The 17,146-nt window shown below is 44.1% G+C and carries 14 protein-coding genes and 2 pseudogenes; 10 read left to right on the top strand and 6 right to left on the bottom strand.

The features are described 5' to 3' along the window. Positions 1–114: 114 nt before the first annotated feature. From L4B77_RS05550 to trxC, 3 genes and pseudogenes are all read right to left on the bottom strand, one after another. Positions 115–1,266: an MFS transporter gene (locus tag L4B77_RS05550; RefSeq protein ID WP_261840051.1), complete on the bottom strand. Its 1,152-nt coding sequence runs from the start codon at positions 1,264–1,266 to the stop codon at positions 115–117. Positions 1,267–1,711: 445 nt separating this feature from the next. Further along, positions 1,712–1,823, bottom strand: a pseudogene (locus L4B77_RS05545) (AraC family transcriptional regulator); the annotation flags it as partial. A 78-nt stretch (positions 1,824–1,901) separates the two neighbouring features. Then, complete coding sequence (trxC, locus tag L4B77_RS05540) at positions 1,902–2,336, bottom strand: thioredoxin TrxC (RefSeq protein WP_076651183.1); 435 nt, start codon at positions 2,334–2,336, stop codon at positions 1,902–1,904. 122 nt (positions 2,337–2,458) lie between these two features. Between trxC and L4B77_RS05535 the strand changes: the two genes are divergently transcribed. The 4 genes from L4B77_RS05535 (at position 2,459) to L4B77_RS05520 (ending at position 6,149) form a co-directional block, all read left to right on the top strand. Beyond that, positions 2,459–3,556, top strand: a complete 1,098-nt coding sequence (locus L4B77_RS05535; RefSeq protein ID WP_429749071.1) for a ketoacyl-ACP synthase III — start codon at positions 2,459–2,461, stop codon at positions 3,554–3,556. 210 nt (positions 3,557–3,766) lie between these two features. Beyond that, entirely contained in the window at positions 3,767–4,999 is a 1,233-nt protein-coding gene (locus tag L4B77_RS05530; RefSeq protein ID WP_429749021.1) for a glycosyltransferase, read from the top strand. Positions 5,000–5,250: 251 nt separating this feature from the next. Next, positions 5,251–5,718, top strand: coding sequence for a YeeE/YedE family protein (locus tag L4B77_RS05525; protein ID WP_261840033.1), 468 nt, complete (start codon positions 5,251–5,253; stop codon positions 5,716–5,718). After that, positions 5,718–6,149, top strand: coding sequence for a YeeE/YedE family protein (locus L4B77_RS05520; protein ID WP_261840032.1), 432 nt, complete (start codon positions 5,718–5,720; stop codon positions 6,147–6,149). The genes L4B77_RS05525 and L4B77_RS05520 overlap by 1 nt, the downstream gene beginning before the upstream one ends. Before the next feature lie 117 nt (positions 6,150–6,266). On the opposite strand, the pseudogene L4B77_RS05515 reads toward L4B77_RS05520, so the two are convergent. After that, positions 6,267–7,145: pseudogene (locus tag L4B77_RS05515) on the bottom strand (endonuclease/exonuclease/phosphatase family protein). Between the two features lie 303 nt (positions 7,146–7,448). Here L4B77_RS05515 and nrdD point away from each other — a divergent pair. The 5 genes from nrdD (at position 7,449) to L4B77_RS05490 (ending at position 14,225) form a co-directional block, all read left to right on the top strand. Further along, a complete protein-coding gene (nrdD, locus tag L4B77_RS05510) occupies positions 7,449–9,569 on the top strand; it encodes an anaerobic ribonucleoside-triphosphate reductase (RefSeq protein ID WP_261840030.1) in 2,121 nt (706 codons plus the stop codon). Positions 9,570–9,712: 143 nt separating this feature from the next. Further along, complete coding sequence (gene nrdG, locus L4B77_RS05505; protein ID WP_429749018.1) at positions 9,713–10,180, top strand: anaerobic ribonucleoside-triphosphate reductase-activating protein; 468 nt, start codon at positions 9,713–9,715, stop codon at positions 10,178–10,180. Positions 10,181–10,443: 263 nt separating this feature from the next. Further along, the gene (locus L4B77_RS05500) at positions 10,444–11,628 is read left to right on the top strand and encodes an amino acid aminotransferase (RefSeq protein ID WP_429749016.1); all 1,185 of its coding nucleotides are present in this window, start codon (positions 10,444–10,446) and stop codon (positions 11,626–11,628) included. Positions 11,629–11,639: 11 nt separating this feature from the next. Then, positions 11,640–12,326: an ATP-dependent zinc protease family protein gene (locus L4B77_RS05495; RefSeq protein WP_429749014.1), complete on the top strand. Its 687-nt coding sequence runs from the start codon at positions 11,640–11,642 to the stop codon at positions 12,324–12,326. Between the two features lie 291 nt (positions 12,327–12,617). Continuing rightward, complete coding sequence (locus L4B77_RS05490; RefSeq protein ID WP_261840026.1) at positions 12,618–14,225, top strand: ABC-F family ATPase; 1,608 nt, start codon at positions 12,618–12,620, stop codon at positions 14,223–14,225. A 121-nt stretch (positions 14,226–14,346) separates the two neighbouring features. Here the strand turns inward: L4B77_RS05490 and L4B77_RS05485 are convergent, their stop codons facing one another. Together L4B77_RS05485 and L4B77_RS05480 are read right to left on the bottom strand one after the other, a co-directional pair. Further along, positions 14,347–14,871: a hypothetical protein gene (locus L4B77_RS05485; protein ID WP_429749012.1), complete on the bottom strand. Its 525-nt coding sequence runs from the start codon at positions 14,869–14,871 to the stop codon at positions 14,347–14,349. A 108-nt stretch (positions 14,872–14,979) separates the two neighbouring features. Continuing rightward, on the bottom strand, positions 14,980–15,369 hold the full coding sequence (locus L4B77_RS05480) for a YgiW/YdeI family stress tolerance OB fold protein (protein ID WP_429749010.1): 390 nt from the start codon (positions 15,367–15,369) through the stop codon (positions 14,980–14,982). Between the two features lie 278 nt (positions 15,370–15,647). Here L4B77_RS05480 and L4B77_RS05475 point away from each other — a divergent pair, with 278 nt between their 5' ends. Continuing rightward, a complete protein-coding gene (locus L4B77_RS05475) occupies positions 15,648–17,138 on the top strand; it encodes a cobyric acid synthase (RefSeq protein ID WP_429749008.1) in 1,491 nt (496 codons plus the stop codon). Positions 17,139–17,146 lie beyond the last annotated feature (8 nt).

Here is a 17,146-nt window from a genome sequence, read left to right as displayed (position 1 = left end):
CATCAATATTTAGCGCATTCACCGATTTTCAATTGATGCAAAACAAAAAGGCCCTGAGTTTAAACGTAAAGTCCTCACTCAGAGCCTTAGTGGCAAATATTTATTGTCCTGAAGTTACTCGCCTGCAATCTGCAAAGGAGAGCGCTTTAGGCTCGCGACCAGCATGTATATCGTTGTCGCAAGCAGAGACGCGAACAGGTACGTGAACAGCCCTGCTTGTGAATTCATAAAGCTGTCTGCAACGATGGGGCCAACAACAGAACCGATGCTGTAGCAAAGCAGCATAATTTGAGTCACTGACACCAAGTAGTTTGGGTCAAGGTTGCGGCACCCCAAGTTAATCGCGATTGGGTACAGCGCAAATGTTGCCATGCCCAAAACGAACAGGCTCATGCCTAATACGTAGAAATCGTGATTGATAGTCAACACGCCAATGCTTGCAACCCCTAGCAGGCAGAACAGAGCCATTAATAACACTTGTCCTACGTGGTGAGATAACCAAGTCACCATTGGTTGTACAGCCATGCCACCGATGATCACTAAAGCCATCAAACCGCCTATGTCTTCGTGAGCAATGTTACGTTGAGCAAGTTCAACTGGCATCAAACCGTAAATCGCCCCGAGTGTTAATCCAGATACAATGCAGCCAATGAGCGCGCTGTGGCTTAATTTGCTGATCTGCTTTAAAGACAAAGATTGCGCATCGTGGATCTGTGGTGGCGTTGCTTGTCCGTACATCAGCACAATGATCGCACCAAACAGAAGGGTGAACATTGCGATGAAAGGTACGCCACCAGTAATACCTAGGTAACCGATACCAAGCTGACCAACGGCAGAACCGCCGTACAGTGAGCACATGTAGATAGCGAGGCGTTTTGCTCGTTGTGATTCGTCACCGCTCATTAGCCAAGACTCTACAATCACGAAGATACCTGCAACCGCCACACCTGCCACAAAGCGAGCGAATAGCCATACTGCTTGATGTGGGATCAATGGCAATACAAGGATCGTGGCGATGAACACACTCAATGCGATGACGAACGCGTCTTTGTGACCAACACGCGCAATGGCACGTTCAATCAATAATGTACCAGCCAGTAGACCTGCATAGAATGCACTCGCCAACCAACTCGATAAATTTTTGTCTAAGCCATACTCAGACAGCATTAATGGTAATGAACTCATTAAGTAGCCTGAAGCGATCGCGTAAAAAGACAATGCAATAACAGGGACCGTTATGCGAGTTGTTGGTTGGATATTGTCCAATGCAGGAGCCTCTGATAGTCGAAGGAACGATGAATTTTCCGCGACTATGGAGGAGAAATTGGATTGGGTAAAACGAATAAAAATAGTCGTCAAGATAAAATAAATTAATCACCACTCTAAACTAAAATACCATTGCGACATTTCACGATTTGGCCAGATTTTATACGGTCGAAAAGCCGTTAAGCTGTTGTTCAATAGTGGTTTAATTTATAGAGAGACGGTAAAGTGGTTGGCTTGTTCTGATTGGGTTCGCATTGACGCTTATCTGTTAAATCGTCCCTTTACGGTATTGGCATGACGAGTTACCACTCTACTTGCGAAAGGCATGTCGAACGTTAGCACTATCATAAAGAGCGACGCGTTCAGGTATCTCTTCAATACTCTTTTTTGTTGAAGAAAACTGGTGATTAGAAAGGCTTCCGGTTTGAATAAATGGATTTATTTATGGATAACATCTCGGCATTTCAATCAGCATCTGTGAGATTTTCTCTTTGATGCTGATGGGGCGTTGATCTTAGCCCGTCACCACACGATTTGAGATATACCCATAAAGTGATGACAAGGCTCTCTAACCTATTTTTGTGTGGTTACTTAGAATAAAGCAAAAATGAAATTCAATAGCTCACCCCCCCATGTTATTTGGTTAGAGCTTGATTCAGCCATTGATCAAATTGACCTTTTGGTAGCGCGCCGTTTATCGTATCGACACGTTTACCGTCTTTAAACACCATCACGGTCGGAATGCTTCTGATTTGATACATTGCCGCGAGCTGCTGCTGTGCTTCAGTATCAATCTTAACGAATCGAACATCTCCAGAGCGTTCTTTTGCAACGTCGCTGAACACTGGCGCAAAACCGACACATGGGTTACACCATGTCGCCCAGAAGTCGACAACCACAGGCTGTGAACTGTTCAAGATGGATTGGAAATTCAGTGACGTTCCTTCGATAGGCGCGCCGTCGAGCAGCGCTGTTTTGCATTTACCACATGTGGGGCTTTCTGAAACTCTTTCTGAAGGAACTCGGTTTACGCCATTACAAGAAGGGCAGCGTGTGTTGAATGTAGACATAACTTTCTCTTTTTATTGTAACTCCGTGGCTAACGCGATTTACGAATCACGCACAGAGCGCTTATACTGTTTAAAACAAGACTACGATACTTAAATAAAAACAAACAATAAACAGGTAAATGATGACAAAATTTTATGCCGAAATTACAGGCTGGGGAAAGTGTCTGCCACCAGCCGTGTTGTCCAATGATGATCTAAGTACTTTCATTGAGACATCTGACGAGTGGATTCGAACTCGAACCGGTATCGAAAACCGTCGTATCAGTCATGTCAATACTTCTGAGTTAGCGACGGTTGCCGCGCAACATGCCATGGCGTGTGCTGGTCTAACGGCTGAAGATATCGACCTCGTTATCATCGCAACGTGCAGCCCTGATTCTCTTATCCCAAATATCGCCTCTAAGGTTCAACAGAACTTGGGCATTAAGAGTGCAGCCGCTTTTGACCTCAACGCGGCGTGTACCGGCTTCATCTACGGTGTTGAAACAGCGACTCGACTGATTCAAGCGGGCAACTACCGCAATGCAATCGTTGTGGGTGCAGAACGCCTGTCATTCTTCATCGATTGGACTAAGCGTGATACCGCGGTTCTTTTTGGAGACGGCGCGGGCGCGGTGGTTTTATCGCGTACTGAAGAACAAGTGGGTTTACAAGAAGCTCAAATCGGCTGCGATGCTGAAGGGCGTGACATTCTCGCGGTACCAAAATTCGGTACCTCCATGGATCGTTTTGCGGCTGATAACGGTTACTGGGACTTCGATTTCGTGGGTAAAGAGATCTTTAAGCGTGCAGTAAAAGGTATGGGGGCTGCGGCGCACACTGTGTTGAGCCGAACTGGTATCTCTACCGATAACATCGACGTGGTGATTCCGCACCAAGCGAATATCCGAATTGTTCAAACTCTGTGTGATATGGCGGGTATTGAGCGCGAGAAAGCATTTGTTAACATCCAAAACTACGGCAACACATCGGCTGCTACCGTGCCAATTGCACTGTGTGAATCATTAGAGCAAGGCTTCGTTAAGCCGAACTCCAATATCCTTGTCGCGGCATTTGGAGCAGGTTTAACGTGGGGTGCTGGCCACATTAAGTGGGGCAATCGCGTTGAACCACTAGGTCAATCGGATGCTAAGCTTCCGCAAGCTGATAAATCGGCGTTAGAGCTTCTAGAAAGCGCGATTTTACACTGTAAAACGCGTCCTAACTCAGAGAACGAGTAGCAGGATGACGTTGTTCAGCTCATGAAGCAAACCGGTCTCGATTAAGCGGTTTGAGTGCATATTGTTCAACATAGCACTTAATATTTTTAGTGGTTACACTGTCACCTTAAGCAAGGGCTAATGTGGTTGTAATCTAAAGAGAGAACGCTTGATAAAAGTTAACATTAGAAGGGCTCATTGGAGCCCTTTTGTTATGTATTAGGAAATGTTTTGAAGAAAGTTTTAGCCATTGGCTACGTTTGGCCTGAACCGAATTCATCGGCGGCAGGCAGCCACATGATGTCTCTTTTACGCTTATTTAAAAGGCAAGGGTGGTGCGTTGAATTTGCCACGCCCGCTCAAGAAACCGAGCACATGATTGATCTCTCAGAAGAGGGGATCACAAGCCAATCTATACAATTAAATTGTGATAGCTTTGATGATTACATTGATGATCTGCAACCTGATATCGTGATGTTTGACCGTTTTATGATGGAAGAGCAGTTTGGCTGGCGTGTTGAGAAGGTATGTCCGAATGCGTTCAAACTATTGGATACTGAAGACTTACAGTTTCTGCGTAATGCGCGCCACGAAGCGGTTAAGAAAGAGACGGAACTGACCAAAGCACATCTGCATAGTGACTTAGCTAAACGTGAAATTGCCGCGATTTTGCGCTGTGATCTTTCGTTGATCATCTCAAGTCATGAGATGGAACTGCTTCAATCTGAGTTCAAAATCGATCCCACACTGCTTCATCATCTGCCGTTCATGGTTGATCTTAATACGCTTCCAGAGAGCACGAAAAGCTTTGAAGAACGTCAGCATTTCATGACGATAGGCAACTTTAGACATGCACCTAACTGGGATGCGGTGCTTCAGTTACAAAAGATTTGGCCGAAGATTCGTAAACAGTTGCCTGAATCTGAGCTTCATATTTATGGATCGTATCCGCCGCCAAAAGCGACCGCATTACACAACCCTAAAACTGGTTTCCATATCAAAGGTTGGGCAAAAGACGCTCAAGAAGTGATGGAGCAGGCACGTGTATGTTTAGCGCCATTGCGTTTTGGTGCAGGGATCAAAGGGAAGTTACTTGACGCGATGAAGCTGCAAACTCCAAATGTGACCAGTGAGATTGGTCGTGAAGGCATGTTGCCGCAAGGTGAGTTGCAATGGCCGGGCGCGGTTGCAGACGATATCGATGCGTTTGTCGAAGAAGCGGTAGCTCTTTATCAAGATCAAGAGAAGTGGCTTAAGACCCAAAGTCAATGTCATTCAATTCTTGAAGCGCATTATGAGCAGAATCAACTGGGTAACCGATTGATCAAGCGGTTGATTGCCCTAGATTCTGAGCTTGAATCACATCGACTCGATAATTTCTTTGGTTCGATGCTCAAGCACCACAGCATGGCAAGTACTAAGTACATGTCGCAGTGGATAGCAGAAAAGAATAAGGCTAAGTAACGGTTGCGGTACGAATGATAGCGTATCAATCAAAACTCATCATAAGCCCTTAGGTTAATGCCTAGGGCTTTTTTGTATTGGCTTAGCTTTAGTCTTTCCTCGTTGTTGTCGTCCTAATTTTCGATACAGTAAACGTGTCTCTAACACATCGCAATCTCATTACATTAGTGTTGACTAATTTACATTTATTAGTAAACTCTAATTTAAGTTAAGGTGATGAGTTTATAGGTAAGTCATTTTGGGAGAGGTCTGTGATTAATTTAATACCTTGGAATGCTTTTTTTGGTGGCATGTTGTTAGGTGTGTCAGCAATCGTTCTTATGTTAGGCATTGGGCGAGTAGCAGGGATCAGTGGCATTGTTAGCCGTCTGTTGCCACTCAATTCAAATAAAGGTCTGAAGTCAGGTCCGGATGCGCGAATTGGCCAAACCGAAAAACATTGGCGACTTGCTTTTATTGTTGGAATGGTAGCGAGTGGTTGGTTATTGATTCCAACAGGATACCAACTTCCTCAATTGGAAGAGATGAATTTAGCGCTCGTTATTATTGCTGGCCTTTTGGTCGGCTTTGGTACTAAGACGGCAAATGGCTGCACTAGTGGCCATGGTATTGTGGGGATGGCACGTTTATCCAAACGGTCAATCGTGGCGACCTGTGTCTTTATGAGTGTGGCCATCGCAACTGTGCTTGTCAAAAATCTGATTGGCTTGGGGGCATAATGAAAAACTCGTCATTTACTATAGTTATCGGTTTACTTTCAGGCATTCTGTTTGGGTCTGGCATGATCATTTCAGGTATGGTTGATCCTAAGAAGGTGCTTGGTTTTTTAGATATTACAGGTGATTGGGACATCAGCTTGGCATTCGTTATGGGTGGCGCGCTATTGGTGTTCGCACCGTTTTACCATCTGGTGATTAAACAGCGCGCTCAAGCCGTTAATGGTGAGCCTCTAGACAGCAGCAATAATCCGTTAATCGATAGAAAGTTGATCTTAGGTTCAACAGCCTTTGGTTTAGGCTGGGGTATTGCCGGTTTTTGCCCGGGACCTGCGGTAACCAGCCTCAGCGGTGGCAATTCAATTGTGTGGGTATTTATGATCAGTATGCTAATGGGTATGTGGCTGGCAGGTCGTACGAATAAAACCGGCTAGTATTTTTTGCATAGGCTCAGATGATGGGTTGTTAGCTGCTCGAACAGAGAGGTTGACTCGCTTTAAGTCGAAAAGCGAGTCAGCCTTTTTTATATCTAGTGTTATTTATACCAAGATCTACTGTTGGATAGTCGTGGAAACTGGGCAGTGATCACCGAGTTTATAATTCAGCACGTCTTGCGTTTCAAATATCTCTTGTTTTGCCGGAGTTGCGTTTAGTGACTTACTGACGACAATATGATCAATCACCGAGCGAAACTGATGCGTTCGGTGGTTATTGCGGTTTGAACGTACCTTACAATCTGCGCGGGTTTTCCTTGTTGCTAACTGAGCGTCGGTATTTTTAGTTAAGTCTTTCCACATCCAATCTCTTGAGTACGAAAGGTTATGGTTGAAATCGCCGAGTATCGCGTAATCCTGACCGTTGCGTTCTCTTTGCTGTATCCACTGATTAAGTTGCTGTGCTTGCGCTTTGAGCCTTGAACAATTGCTATTCGACTTGTAAGCGCCGCTGCAACCTGATTTTAAATGCACAGACAACATGTGAATCGGCTTGGTTGCCGTTTCTACGACCATGTAACTGGCAAACCTAAGCTTACTGCTGGCACTCGATTCCAAAGGAAAGTGGGCGTAGTCGGTGAGTGTGATTCCTTTACGAACCGCGAACCCTGTGTATTGATTCACTTCTTTAAATTGTCGACTCCTGTTTTTGGGTAATGAGCGATCAGACATCAAGATTTCATATTGATCGCCAGCGATGCGCTGAATGGTGTTTACGTCACCGACTTATTGAAAGGCAACCACATCGGCATTCAAGGATTGAAAATACTGTTCGAGTTTATCGTAATCCGCTTGGTCCCGTTGCTCAGAAAACTTATTCACAGCAGTGCTGTCTGACAACCATTCAATATTCCAACTGGAAATGGTCAAAGGTTCGGCAAATGCATGGCTACTGAGTAAGCAAGCAAACATTATCCACTTTTGCCATCGATTCATGTTAAATGCCCTTAATTTGGCGGGTTAATATAGTTGAGCCTTTATCCTACAACACTTACCAAAAATTCAACTCATTTTCGCTGTTTTTTTGTTGTTACATTGTTTCTTTTAGACTTGAGAACTGACGTAATAATATTGAATTGATCTTGGTCTACGTGAGTATTTTGTTGATCTAAATCAATACTCAAATTAGGTGGTTCTCGTTAAATACGCCACAATATCTAGTGTTAGTTAAACGAGAATTCGCTCTATATAGTGTGTTTGTGGATAAGTCTGTGAATACATCAAGAGTAAGGAGAAGTGGTGAAATCAATCGTAATCAAGCGTGATGGCTCAAGAGCTCCATTCAGCAGAGATCGCATCCAAGCTGCAGTGGAAGCAGCATCAGACAAAGCCGATAAAGAAATTGCTATTTATGCACTGAATGTAGCGCTAGCTGTTGAGTTGAAGCTCGAAGACTACGATGAAGTTCATATCTCTGAAATCCAGACTTTGGTCGAGAACGAGCTAATGCAGGGACCATATAAGTCTCTAGCTCGTGCTTATATTGAATATCGTCATGACCGTGATACTGCCCGTGAAAAGCAAAGTGCGCTAACACGTGAGATCGAAGGTTTGATCGAAGAGAGCAATGTTGATCTGATCAATGAGAATGCCAACAAAGACGGTAAAGTTATCCCAACTCAGCGTGACTTGTTGGCGGGTATCGTGGCTAAGCACTACGCAAAAACGCACATTTTGCCGCGTGACATCGTACAAGCTCATGAGTGTGGTGACATTCACTATCACGATCTCGACTACGCACCGTTCTTTCCAATGTTTAACTGTATGCTTATCGACTTGAAAGGCATGTTAACGCATGGCTTTAAGATGGGTAACGCGGAAATCGACACACCTAAGTCGATTTCTACGGCGACAGCGGTAACCGCACAGATCATCGCGCAAGTGGCGAGCCACATTTACGGCGGTACAACGATTAACCGTATCGACGAGGTTTTAGAACCTTACGTAATGGCAAGCTACGAGAAGCATTTATCGTTAGCAAAAGAGTGGGACATTCATAGCCCAGAAGCTTTTGCTATCTCTCGTACTGAGAAAGAGTGTTACGATGCGTTCCAGTCTTTGGAATACGAAGTCAATACGCTACACACGGCTAACGGTCAAACACCATTCGTTACGTTTGGTTTTGGTTTAGGCGAAAGCTGGGGTTCGAAACTGATCCAGCAATCTATCTTGAAGAACCGCATCGCAGGTTTGGGTAAGAACCGTAAAACAGCAGTATTCCCTAAACTGGTGTTTGCAATCAAAGATGGTTTGAACCACCAGAAACAAGATCCAAATTACGACATTAAGCAATTAGCGCTTGAATGTGCATCTAAGCGTATGTACCCAGACATTCTAAACTACGACAAAGTGGTAGAAGTGACAGGGTCATTTAAAACGCCTATGGGATGCCGTAGCTTCTTGAATACTTACGAAGAAAATGGTGAGTTGATTCATGAAGGGCGTAACAACTTAGGTGTTGTTAGCTTAAACTTGCCACGTATTGCAATTAACGCGAAGCAAGATATGGTTAAGTTTTACGAACTGCTTGATGAAAAACTGAAGCTAGCTCGTCGCGCACTAGAAACGCGTATTTCTCGTCTAGAAAACGTGAAAGCGCGTGTGGCGCCAATCCTATACATGGAAGGTGCATGTGGCGTTCGCTTGAAAGCAGACGACTCTATTGCTGATATCTTCAAGAACGGTCGTGCGTCTGTTTCTCTTGGCTACATCGGTATCCACGAAGCAATGACTGCGCTGTACGGCACTGATGTGCACTTGTACGATGACGGCGAAATGCGTACTAAAGCGCTTGAGCTTGTGGCGTACATGAAGCGTGAAGTGGAGTCTTGGACCAAAGAGACGGGCTACGCATTCAGCTTATACGGCACACCAAGTGAAAACCTATGTAGTCGTTTCTGTAGTATTGACACTAAAGAGTTTGGTGTTATTGAAGGCGTAACAGACCGCGGATACTACACCAACAGCTTCCACTTAGACGTTCAGAAGAAAGTGAACCCATACGACAAGATCGATTTCGAGATGCCTTATCCAGATATCTCTAGCGGTGGCTTCATCTGTTACGGTGAATTCCCGAATATGCAGAAGAACATCGAAGCATTAGAAAATGTGTGGGACTACAGCTACACACGCGTACCTTACTACGGCACGAATACACCCATTGATGAGTGTTACGAGTGTGGGTACAACGGCGAGTTTGACTGTACAAGTAAGGGCTTTACTTGTCCTAAGTGCGGCAACCACGACTCAACGAAAGTGTCGGTAACACGCCGCGTTTGTGGTTACCTTGGTAGCCCGGATGCACGACCATTTAATTTCGGTAAACAAGAAGAAGTTAAACGCCGCGTGAAGCACCTTTAGTCAGGTTCATGATTTTTAGATACAAGATTGGTATTTAGAAACAGCATGGGTATCGGCGCTATGTCGATACCCATTCTTTCGCTTCAACGCTAGCCATTCCCCGTGTCAAACCATTAAGCAATCACGAGTTTCAATACTGCCTTATGAATTATCACCAATATCACCCAATCGACGTTGTCAACGGCCCCGGAACACGCTGCACTTTGTTTGTATCGGGCTGTGTGCACCAGTGTCGTGGGTGTTATAACCAATCGACGCAGAGATTGGACTCTGGTCACTTGTTCACGCCAGAGCTACAAGACCGCATCGTTGCTGATCTTAATGATCCTCGAATCAAGCGCCGTGGTTTATCGCTTTCTGGTGGTGATCCGCTGCATCCTGCGAATGTGTCTGAAGTGCTTAAGCTTGTTCAGCGTGTCAAAGCAGAATGTGAAGGTAAAGATATTTGGATGTGGACTGGCTATGAGTTAGCTGAGCTTGATGAAAAGCAGAAGCAAGTATTGGAATACGTTGATACTCTGATTGACGGTCGTTTCGAACAAGATAAAGCGGATCCTATGCTAGATTGGAGAGGCAGTTCTAACCAAATCATTCATCAATTTAGAGTTTAGTGGATCAACATCAAGCTAAATGGCTCTGTGATTATGTAAAGAAAAAACCTCAATTGACCGTTGAGGTTTTTTGCTTTTGGGTTTTTCTCAATTCTACTGTGATGAAATATTAAACTATCTGAAGTCCGGAATGTTGGGATGGGGGGAATTTAACTAGGATTATCGGCTAAAAAACCTAACTTAGGCGAATTTCTGTTTCTTAAATCATCGGTTAAATGATAACTTGGAGTTCATTACTTGAATTTCAAAGGGTTGTGACTTTCATGTTTTCACATCTACCAAAACCAATTTTAGATCCAATTCTATCTCTTTCCGTCGCTTATCGTAGCGATCCTCGCACTGATAAAGTCGATTTAGGCATTGGTGTTTATAAAAATGATCAAGGTGAAACACCTATAATGAAAGCCGTTTCTATGGCTCAAGATAGGGTTGTCGAAACGCAAAAGACCAAAGCGTATGTTGGCCTAGCAGGCTGTGAAGAGTTTAACCAGAGCATGGTTGATCTGCTGCTTAAAGGCACCTCAGTCATGGATCGTGTTGCTGCGATTCAAACGCCAGGTGCAAGTGGTGCGCTTCGTATGTTGGGCGACTTAATGAAAGTCTCTCAACCAGATACCACGGTTTGGATTTCAAACCCAAGCTACGTTAACCATAAACCGGTAATGGAAGCTGCAGGCTTAAAAGTTCGTTATTACCATTACTTTAGTCCAGAAACGAAGCAAGTTGATACGACAAAAATGTTGGACGACCTTTCAAAAGCGGGTCCGTCAGACGTTGTATTACTGCATGGTTGCTGTCATAACCCAACAGGTGCCGACATCGACTTTGAAGCGTGGCAGGAAATCACCAAATTATCACAAAAAAATGGTTTTATACCGTTCGTTGATATTGCCTACCAAGGCTTTGGTGACGGACTAGAAGAAGACGCGAAAGGCCTTCAACATATGGCGAATAACGTCGAAGAGATGTTGATCACCACTTCTTGTTCGAAAAACTTTGGCTTATACCGTGAAAGAACAGGGGCAGCAATCGTGATCGGTAAGAACAGCGAGCACGTTGGAAATGCAAAAGGTAAACTGCTTACGCTGGCTCGTTCAACTTACACTATGCCACCAGATCATGGTGCAGCATTGGTCAAGACGATTCTACAGAATCAAGAGCTAACCGCTATTTGGAAGCAAGAATTAAGTCAAATGCAACAACGTTTGTTAAATCTTCGCCAAAGTTTGTGTGACGAATTGCGAAATACTTATAACACGTCACAATTTGACTTCATTGAAAAGCATAAAGGTATGTTTACTGTACTAGGCTTTAAAGAAACTCAAATGAATCAATTACGTGAAGAGTATGGCATTTATGGTGTTGGTGATGGTCGCATCAATATCGCCGGTCTTTCTGAATCTCATATTCCTTATGTAGCAAAGGCGATAGCTAACGTAGCAAAATAGAAGGTGACTGAATGTATAATTGGAAAGCGATTGTAACTCTTATGTTAAGCGGAGGTCTGTTTGCTTGTTCAACGACAACTCAAGTCCCAGTCGAGCCAGATCAAAAGCCGCAAATTGAAGAACCGATTGCAGGTGACTCTTCTAAGATTGACACTGCGGAAGGCGAAAAAGTAACACAACCCGCAGAGAAGCCTGAAGAAGTAAAGCCAACGGAACCAGAGAAAAAGCCGGTACCGGTTGAGAAACCAGTAGAAAAATCGGTGAAGACAAGCGACGGTAAACTGATTCTAGGTGAAGAGGAGTGGGTGTTTGTACCTGGTCTGAAAGAATCGTTTAAAGCTCGTGTCGATACTGGCGCGACAACCTCTTCAATCAGTGCGGTTGATATTGTTAATTTTGAACGCGATGGAAAAGATTGGGTTAAATTCAAAATTGAACATGACGGTATAACAACAGAAGAGATCAGCTTACCTGTAGAGCGTTGGGTTAAAATCAAGCAATCAAGCGCAGAAGGTACACAACGACGTGCTGTGGTTGTTGCTGCGATTCAAATCGGTGACCTAAAAGATAAAACCGAATTTACGTTAGCCGATCGAACACACCTCTCTTTCCCATTATTGTTGGGTAGAAGTTTCTTCAGAGACGTTGCCGTTGTCGATGTTGGCCAAAAATACGTTCAGAAAAAAGTGGCTAAATAGCGTCAAGCGCGTTTAACTCAGATTCGCTCTGGCACTTTTATTGTTTAATGAATCTAACCCCTGCTAATGGAATTAACAGGGGTTTTTTCTTTTTATTGCCCAATAACCGAGGAAATGTAACTAATTGCGCTTTGTTCGCTATCCGTTCACTGTTTAACCTCGACAATGTGATCCTGATCTCTATATAATCCGCGCTTCGTTTTATGTTTAATCCATACTTTCGTACTGCTTATTTAGGCGTGTAAACACGCTTAATCATTATCTGTCAGTACATGCTTAGGAATTAGTTCTTTGATATCTACCGCGAACATCACAATGCAATTTGGCGCAGAGCCGCTGTTTGAAAACATCTCTGCTAAATTTGGTAACGGCAACCGCTACGGTTTGATCGGCGCCAATGGTTGCGGAAAATCAACGTTTATGAAAATCCTAAGTGGAGCGTTAGCGCCAAGTTCGGGTAACGTGTCGATCACGCCAGGAGAAAAACTGGGGGTTTTAAGCCAAGATCAGTTCGCGTTTGAACAGTATAGCGTAATTGACGTTGTGATCATGGGTGACAGAAAGCTGTGGCAAGTAAAGCAAGAACGTGACCGTATTTACTCTTTACCAGAAATGAGCGAAGACGACGGTATGAAAGTCGCTGAACTTGAAAGCGAGTTCGCGGAAATGGATGGCTACACAGCAGAAAGCCGCGCCGGCGACATCCTAATCCAAGCCGGTATCGAAGAAGAGTTCCACTTTGGCTTGATGCAGCAGGTTGCTCCGGGGTGGAAATTACGTGTTCTTTTGGCGCAAGCGTTGTTCGCTAACCCAGATATTTTGTTACTCGATGAACCAACCAACAACTTGGACATTCACACGATCAACTGGCTTGCTGAAGAGCTAAACCAGCGTAAATGCACAATGATCATCATTTCGCATGATAGACACTTTCTCAACTCTGTATGTACGCATATGGCGGATATAGACTACGGTGAACTGCGTATTTACCCTGGTAACTACGAGTACTTCCTAGAAGCATCGGGGTTGATTCGTGACCAACTTCTAGCGAGCAATGCTAAGAAAGCGGCTGAAATTAGTGAGCTTCAAGATTTCGTTAACCGTTTTGGTGCGAACGCATCCAAAGCCAAACAAGCAAGTTCTCGTGCTAAGAAAATGGACAAAATCACGCTTGATGAAGTGAAATCATCCAGTCGTATGAGCCCTTCAATTGATTTTGGTGAAGGTAAAAAATTACACCGTCAAGCGCTAGAGATTCAAGACCTTGGTCACGGCTTCGATGGCGAAACACTGTTTGCTGGTGGTAACTTATTACTGGAAGCAGGTACTCGTCTTGCGGTTATTGGTGAGAATGGCGTGGGTAAAACCACACTCTTAAAATGCCTAGTGCAAGAACTGAAACAAAACGAAGGTATCGTGAAATGGTCTGAAAACGCATCGGTAGGCTACTGCCCACAAGATAGTACGTCTGACTTTGATAACGACTTAAGTATCTTCGATTGGATCTCACAATGGCGCACAGTGAAGCACGATGACCTAATGGTACGTGGTATTTTAGGTCGTCTATTGTTCACTGCTGATGATGCGAATAAGAAAGCGCGTAACTGTTCTGGTGGTGAGAAGAACCGTCTGCTATTTGGTAAGCTAATGATGCAAGACATCAACGTGCTTGTCATGGATGAACCGACCAACCACATGGATATGGAAGCAATCCAAGCGCTGAACGATGCGTTAAAAGTTTATACTGGTACGTTGATTTTCGTAAGCCATGACCGCGAATTTGTTTCGTCACTAGCGACCCACATTATTGATGTGAAAGACCAACAATTGGTGAGCTTCCAGGGTACTTATGAAGAGTACTTAGATCATCAGAAAAAGATGTTGATGGTGAATTTATAAGGAAGGTATTGCTCATAAAACACAAGGTGAATATGAGCGATAGCTAGCTGCTGATAGTAAAAAGCCCCGAGCATAATCGCTCAGGGCTTTTTATTTGGTATCGCAGATTCATGAATCTAGATTAGAAGCCGAATCGAGCAGACATTAAGATTTGATGTCCATAGGTACCATTATTTCGTAGATCCACACCAACAGAAAGTTGTTCGGTGGAGTGAAAACGAGCGCCACAACCAACAATGGACTTAGTATCATCATTATCGATAAGCTGCCCCAGTCGTGCATTGACTTCAATATTTGCAATTACCCAAGCTCGCACCCCAATATTCACTTCTGTTTTGATCTTGTTTTCGTCATTGCGTTCGATGTTATGCAATAACATCTGACCATACATATCAGCGAACTGACCAATAGGGCCATTAAACCCTACGCCACCGGCAGCATCCCAGTCATCTTCGAAACCACTATCAATACGACCGATAAAATGAGCATTTTGAGTGAACAGGGTTGTGAACTCGCCACCAAACGTTGTTGGGCTTGCTCCCATGCGCATCTCGAATGTGTTGTAGTTAAAGTTGTTTGCAGACGCAGAGAATGAACACAGTGCAGCTAACCCTAAAAGGGCAGTCTTGTTTGTGCGACCTAGCATGGTAACTCCATATAAATTATATTTTCTAGCAGTATATACAAAATATCTTGCAATATGCAGGCCATTTATTTGAAGTTGACCATTTTTTCTGTGTTTTAAGTGATCAATTTACAAAATTTGGATGTGATCGACTTCAATCTCGGGTGTGTTACCACCTTCATATTCACCAAAGATACGGACTTTGGTGTCAGCGGTTAGCGGCTGTAATAAGTGAATGTCGTCATCGAGTTCAATTTGAATTTCACGCTGTCCATCAGAGAAAATAAACGTGTCATTGTTGAGCTGACGAACAATCTTACCGTCTACAATCGCATCTTGCTCGGTAAGCATACGAGTGTTGTCGAGTAGACTGGCAATAGAAACCGTTTCGATCGGTCCGCTATAAACAATGCCGTGCTCGTGCTCGTGCTCGTGTTTGTTGTCATTGTGGTCACTGGCAACCGCGAAAGTAGGAGCAAGAATAATAGTGGTTGCGATCGTCAATAGGGTGTTTTTCATGATGAATCCTTAGGCGTTGACTTTTGATTTAAACAATTGTTTTGAGGGCGACATTAGACAACGTTAAGATTGAATCCACAGTGAGCAAGGCATTCATTTTCTGTTCATTTTATTGAGCATCTACTCGGTAATGACGTTAATATAGTGCGAGATAAGTACCGTCTTAACGTTAGGTGTCGTGAGCCCATCCCATGATGATGATGTCTGTCGCCATTCTCTCGGCCATCAAGTGATACGAACCTAAGATGAAGAACACACAATTAAGGATTTCAATACAAATGCGATCACCACTAAGCGCCCTTATGGTTCAAGGGACAACATCAGATGCAGGGAAAAGTGTTTTGGTGGCAGGTTTATGCCGTGTTTTGGCTCGAAAAGGAATCAAAGTCGCCCCCTTCAAGCCACAAAATATGGCTTTGAACAGTGCTGTAACCAAAGATGGTGGCGAGATAGGCCGTGCACAAGCAGTACAGGCACAAGCGTGTAATATCGAACCCACCGTGCATATGAACCCACTACTGCTAAAACCTAACTCAGATACCGGAGCGCAAGTTATTCTTCAAGGCCGAGCGCTGAGTAATATGGAAGCGACCAGTTATCATGATTACAAGAAAGTGGCGATGACTACGGTTATCGATTCTTTTGATCGACTTTTTGCAGAATATGAAAGCATCATGATTGAAGGTGCTGGTAGCCCCGCTGAAATTAATCTTCGTGAAAATGATATCGCCAACATGGGATTTGCTGAAAAAGCGGATATCCCGGTGATTATCGTGGCAGACATTGACCGTGGTGGCGTTTTTGCGCATCTCTACGGTACATTAGCGCTATTGTCTGAGTCTGAACAGGCTCGCGTAAAAGGCTTCGTCATTAACCGATTTAGAGGTGATATTGCGCTTCTTCAGTCTGGTTTAGATTGGCTAGAAGAGAAAACAGGAAAGCCGGTCATTGGGGTATTGCCATACTTGCATGGCTTTAACCTTGAAGCGGAAGATGCCATTACTTCTGCACAAGAGTCTAATGGGGAGGCTAAGCTTAAGGTTGTGGTGCCTGTGCTAACACGAATCAGTAATCATACAGATTTTGATGCGTTGAGGCTTAATCCATCGATAGATTTGCGTTATGTCGGCAAAGGTGAACGACTCAATAACGCTGATTTGATCGTGTTACCGGGTACAAAGTCTGTTCGAGCGGATCTGGATTATCTAAAACAGCAAGGGTGGGATAAAGACATTCAGCGTCATCTACGCTTGGGTGGTAAAGTGGTCGGGATCTGTGGTGGTTACCAGATGTTAGGGAAGCTCATCCACGATCCGAATGGTGTTGAGGGGGATCCTGGTAGCAGTGAAGGGCTCGGATATCTCAATATAGAAACTACCTTAACGCAACAGAAAACGTTAACCAATGTGCGCGGTACTATGACACTTGATGGTAAAAAAGCGCCAGTCAAAGGGTATGAAATTCACGTCGGTAAGACGGATGTCAAAGAAGCACTGTTGCCGATTCAATTGGAATCAGGCAGCCTAGATGGCGCAGTGAATCAAGATAACTCGATTTTTGGTACTTATCTACATGGCGTGTTCGATAGTAGTGATGCACTATCGCTTATTTGCGAATGGGCAGGTGCCAACGACGTGACATCGATTGATCACGAACAGCTTAAAGAGGTGGGAATTAATCGAATCGCAGATGCTATTGAAGAGCACTTGAATCTTGACTTACTTTGGCCGGAACTCCCAGTGTTAACCAGAACTGAACAAGAATCATAGATAAGAGA

The sequence above is a fragment of the Vibrio minamisatsumaniensis genome (genome assembly GCF_050337445.1).
GTDB lineage: Bacteria > Pseudomonadota > Gammaproteobacteria > Enterobacterales > Vibrionaceae > Vibrio > Vibrio artabrorum.
This window is presented reverse-complemented; position numbering and strand designations above follow the sequence as displayed.